The sequence below is a fragment of the Trueperella sp. genome (assembly GCF_043424875.1).
GTDB lineage: Bacteria > Actinomycetota > Actinomycetes > Actinomycetales > Actinomycetaceae > Trueperella.
This window is the reverse complement of sequence record NZ_JBHWPL010000013.1, coordinates 1-4,925: the sequence shown is the minus strand read 5'-3', so window position 1 is coordinate 4,925 and position 4,925 is coordinate 1. Positions and strand designations below refer to the sequence as shown.

General features: G+C 60.6%; 4 protein-coding genes. All 4 read right to left on the bottom strand.

From position 1 onward, the window contains the following. Positions 1-3,041: DNA-directed RNA polymerase subunit beta (rpoB, locus tag ACHFFR_RS00750; RefSeq protein ID WP_394262356.1), on the bottom strand; the 3,041-nt coding region annotated here is incomplete at its 3' end. Positions 3,042-3,516: 475 nt separating this feature from the next. Next, positions 3,517-3,909 (bottom strand): 50S ribosomal protein L7/L12, encoded by a 393-nt coding sequence (gene rplL, locus ACHFFR_RS00745; RefSeq protein ID WP_394262355.1) that lies wholly within the window; start codon positions 3,907-3,909, stop codon positions 3,517-3,519. 77 nt (positions 3,910-3,986) lie between these two features. Further along, positions 3,987-4,508 carry a 50S ribosomal protein L10 gene (gene rplJ, locus ACHFFR_RS00740; RefSeq protein ID WP_394262354.1) on the bottom strand — a complete coding sequence of 174 codons (522 nt, stop codon included), beginning with the start codon at positions 4,506-4,508 and terminating at the stop codon, positions 3,987-3,989. 246 nt (positions 4,509-4,754) lie between these two features. Then, a complete protein-coding gene (locus ACHFFR_RS00735) occupies positions 4,755-4,916 on the bottom strand; it encodes a hypothetical protein (protein WP_394262357.1) in 162 nt (53 codons plus the stop codon). Between the last annotated feature and the right edge of the window lie 9 nt (positions 4,917-4,925).

The following is a 4,925-nucleotide window of genomic DNA, read 5'->3' as shown; positions in this document are numbered from 1 at the left end:
AGGTGGTGCAGCTTCAGCATGTACATGTAGCCAACCGAGACCGGGTCCGGGAACGGATCGCCGGTGCGGCCGTCAAACAGACGAGCCTTGCCGGTGCCGTCAACCAGACGGTCGCCGTCGCGGTTGGTGTTCGTGACGTCGAGGAGGCCCTTGAGTTCGTCGGACTGAACGCCGTCGAACACCGGGGTGGCCACGGTACGGCCCGGATCGGCCTTGACCGCGTTCTCCGGCAGGCGCACTGCCCACTCTTCGCCGGCTTCGCGCGCCTCGGAGGCGTCCCAGCCCTGCTTGGCAATCCAGCCAAGGTGGAGCTCGAAGACCTGACCCAGGTTCATACGCGAGGGAACGCCGAGCGGGTTGAGCACGATGTCGATCGGGGTGCCATCCTCCATGAACGGCATGTCCTCGATCGGGAGGATACGCGAGATGACGCCCTTGTTACCGTGGCGGCCTGCCATCTTGTCGCCAATGGCGATCTTGCGGCGCTGCGCGATGTGAACGCGCACAGACTGGCGGATGTCGGAGGGCAGCTCATCGTGGTTCTCCTCGGAGAACTCCTTGACGCCGATGACGATGCCGGCCTGGCCGTGCGGGACGCGCATGGACGTATCGCGAACTTCCTTGGCCTTCTCACCGAAGATGGCGCGAAGCAGACGCTCTTCCGAGGTCAGCTCAGTTTCGCCCTTCGGGGTGATCTTGCCAACGAGGATGTCGCCAGCCGTGACCTCGGCGCCGACGCGGATGATTCCGCGCTCGTCGAGGTGAGCCAGAACCTCTTCGGAGACGTTCGGGATGTCGCGCGTGATCTCTTCCGGACCAAGCTTGGTGTCTCGAGCGTCGACCTCGTGCTCCTCGATGTGGATCGAGGTGAGCAGGTCCTGCGACTGGCAACGCTGCGAGAGGATGATGGCATCCTCGAAGTTGTAGCCGTTCCACGCCATGAATGCCACGAGCAGGTTCTGGCCGAGCGCGAGCTCGCCGCCATCCGTTGCCGGGCCGTCAGCGATCAGGGAGCCGCGCTCGAGGCGGTCGCCTTCGTTGACCATGACCTTCTGGTTCGTCGAGTTGCCCGGGTTCGAGCGCTCGAACTTGGCCAGGCGGTAGGTGCGGTACGTGCCGTCGTCCTGCTCCACGGTCACGTGGTCAGCATCAACTTCGGTCACGACGCCGGGCGCCTCGGCCAGAAGCACGTCGCCCGCGTCGACTGCGGCGCGGGTTTCGATACCCGTACCAACGAGCGGCGCGACAGGCTTGATCAGCGGCACGGCCTGACGCTGCATGTTCGCACCCATGAGGGCGCGGTTGGCGTCGTCGTGCTCGAGGAACGGAATCGCTGCGGTACCGACGGAGACCATCTGACGTGCGGAGACGTCCATGTAGTCGACCTCGTTCGCCGGAATCAGCGCGGGCTCACCACCGGGAAGACGAACAAGAACTTCCTCTTCCGTGAAGTTGCCGTCCTCGTCCATCGGAGCCGCTGCCTGAGCCACCGTGTAACGGTCCTCATCGGCGGCGTCGAGGTAGTCAATCTGCTCGGTCACCCGGCCGTTATCAACCTTGCGGTACGGGGTCTCGATGAAACCGAACGAGTTGACGCGGCCATAGGTTGCGAGCGAGCCAATCAGGCCAATGTTCGGGCCTTCCGGGGTCTCGATCGGGCACATGCGGCCGTAGTGCGAGGGGTGCACGTCTCGAACTTCCATCGAGGCGCGATCACGCGAGAGGCCGCCGGGGCCGAGCGCCGAGAGACGACGCTTGTGGGTCAGACCCGCCAGCGGATTATTCTGGTCCATGAACTGCGACAGCTGCGAGGTTCCGAAGAACTCCTTGATCGCTGCCACGATCGGACGAATATTGATCAGCGACGACGGTGTGATGGCTTCGGCATCCTGCGTGGTCATACGCTCGCGGACCATGCGGTCAAGGCGGGCAAGACCGGTGCGCACCTGGTTTTGGATCAGTTCACCAACGGCGCGGATACGGCGGTTGCCAAAGTGGTCGATGTCGTCATCCTCAACGACGACGGGGCTGCCACCCTCGATCGTCGTCGTCTCCTTCTCCCCTGCGTGCAGGGCAAGGAGGTAACGAAGCGTTGCCGTGATGTCGTTCAGCGTCAGCTGACGCTCGTCGATCTCTTCGGGCAGGCCGAGCTTCTTGTTGACCTTGTAGCGGCCAACCTTCGCCAGATCGTAACGCTTGGGGTTGAGGTAGAAGTTGTTGAGCAGCGTGCGGCCGGCCTCGGCCGTCGGCGGCTCACCCGGGCGCAGCTTGCGGTACAGATCCTGAAGGGCTTCCTCCTGGGTGTTGACCGCGTCCTTCTCGAGGGTCTCGAGCAGGATCGGGTAGTCCGCGAACTCCTCGCGAATCTCCGACTCCGTCATGCCAAGAGCCTTGAGGAAAACCGTGACCGACTGCTTACGCTTGCGGTCGACGCGCACGCCAACCGAATCGCGCTTATCGATCTCAAACTCGAGCCACGCACCGCGCGAGGGGATGATCTTCGCGTTGTAAATCAGCTTGTCCGAGGTCTTGTCCGCAGCCTCTTCGTAGTACACGCCCGGGGAACGAACCATCTGCGACACAACAACACGCTCGGTGCCGTTGATGATGAACGTACCCTGCGGGGTCATCAGCGGGAAGTCACCAATAAAGGTGGTCTGCGACTTAATCTCGCCAGTTTCGTAGTTTTGGAACTCGGCCGTCACGTACAGTGCGGCGGAGTAGGTAAGGTCCTTTTCCTTGCACTCGGCAATGGAGGCCTTTTCGCCTTCGAGGTGCGGGTTCGACAGAACCAGGCCCATCGTATCGGCGGTATTTTGAATTGGTGACACTTCCTCGAAGATTTCTTCGAGTCCTGACTTTTCTCCCGGAGCGGCGTTCTCACGCCATTCATCCGACCCGATCAGCCATCCGTACGAGGAGGTCTGAAGTCCGAGAAGATCCGGAACCGGAAGCGGTTCTTCGATCTTCGCAAACGACACGCGATCGGAAGCCAGCTTGCCGTTAACAACGGTGGTATTAGAGGTGCGCGAAGCAGCCAAAGGGCGATCCTTCCCTATTATTTGGTTAGGCCAGCGCGACGATCTCATCTGCGCAAATGCCGAAGTTTGGGAAGTTCGAAAGCCTTGTTCGAGCAAACTTGGGCACGCCGAATGAGAGTTCACGCAAGTTTCTAATTTACTCGTCAGGCATATAGAAGTCTAGCCCCGTCCTTGTGGAAGGGGTCACGACACCTGATAACATTCGCGATCCTCGAATCACCTCAGCGGGTGTGTAGCTGCTAGAGGGTTCCTCGATACACGAAGCCTTTTTTCTCAAACACTGGCCCGGCCAGTAGCCGTGGTCAACGTTCTACGGATGACTTTTGCACACAACCGCGCGGTTTGCAAGTGACGCGCCGCCGCGGCGGGCTCGGAACGAGAATCCCCCGGGCGCTCTGTGTGGAGCAGCCCGGGGGATTCTTCTCAACCGCTGGTGATTCACCAACAAGTCTGTGTGCGGCTCATGCCGCGAGTATTACTTGAGCTCGACGGTTGCGCCGGCTTCCTCAAGCTTAGCCTTGGCGTCATCAGCAGCATCCTTGGCAGCGGCCTCGAGGACCGGCTTCGGAGCTTCGTCAACAAGAGCCTTAGCTTCCTTCAGGCCGAGGCCCGTGATCTCACGGACAGCCTTGATGACAGCAATCTTGGTGCCGCCAATTTCAGCGAGGATGACGTCGAATTCCGACTTCTCTTCCTCGGCTGCGCCTGCGTCGCCCCCAGCAGCCGGGCCACCGGCAGCTGGGACTGCAACCGGAGCTGCAGCCTCGACGTCGAATTCTTCCTCAAACTTCTTCACGAAGTCATTGAGCTCAACGAGGGTGAGCTCCTTGAACGCTTCAATAAGCTCTTCAGCAGTGAGCTTGGCCATGATAGACCTTCCTTCCTTTGCCTACTTGCGAGGCAGTTGCCCCTTGCGAGGCGATTACATTGTGATTGCTACTGCACTTAGGCAGCGGTTTCCTGCTTCGCACGCAGGGCGTCAACGGTACGAACAGTCTTCGTGGCGGGTGCCTTGAAGACGAATGCAGCCTTAACCAGCGAAGCCTTGAGGGCTCCAGCTGCCTTCGCGAGGAGGACTTCGCGCGATTCGAGGTCAGCGAGTTCCTTGACGCCGTCGGCGTCGAGTCGCGAACCTTCCATCACGCCAGCCTTAACGACGAGCTTGTCGTTATCCTTGGCGAAGTTCTTCAGAGTCTTAGCTGCGGAAGCGACGTCACCGGTGACGAAAGCGAGAGCGGTCGGGCCCGTCAGGTCATCTGCGATGTCCTCGAGGCCAGCCTCCGTGGCTGCGATGCGAGCGAGCGTGTTCTTAGCGACGTGGTAGCGCACCCCGGCACCAAGCTCGCGGCGCAGAGTCTTCATCTGCTCCACGGTCATGCCGCGGTACTCAGTCAGCAGAACAGCATCCGCCTCACGGAACGAATCCGTCAGGGCTGCAATCTCAGCCTGCTTCTCGGTCCTTTTCATGGGACCTCCTTCCGATGTTTTGCCGCAGTCTTCAAGGCAATAAAAAACCTCGCGCACACAGGCACGAGGTCAAACATTCACGATCCGCACTTGCGGGCCGTCAATAATTGTCTTGTCACACCTGCGCGGGCTTCGATTGCTCGAAATCAACTCCGAAGAGACCTGCGGTCTTGGGCACGTCCAACATTAACGGCACCCGGCCCCCAGTTTCAAGGAGCGAGGTGGCAACGTGCGCGACGTAACAACCTAGTCCAATTCGTTTTGGATGCGATGGAAGAGCATCTCGAGAGCCACGATGTTCCGCCCGCCCTCTGGCACGATGATGTCCGCCCTGCGTTTGGAGGGCGCCACGTACAGCTCGTGCATGGGCTTGACGGTGGCCAAGTACTGCGCTTCGACCGATTCGATGGATCTGCC

Excerpts from the sequence above, each read along its gene's own strand:
- rplL (WP_394262355.1), bottom strand. The coding sequence starts at position 3,909 with ATGGCCAAGCTCACTGCTGAAGAGCTTATTGAAGCGTTCAAGGAGCTC.
- rplJ (WP_394262354.1), bottom strand. The coding sequence starts at position 4,508 with ATGAAAAGGACCGAGAAGCAGGCTGAGATTGCAGCCCTGACGGATTCG.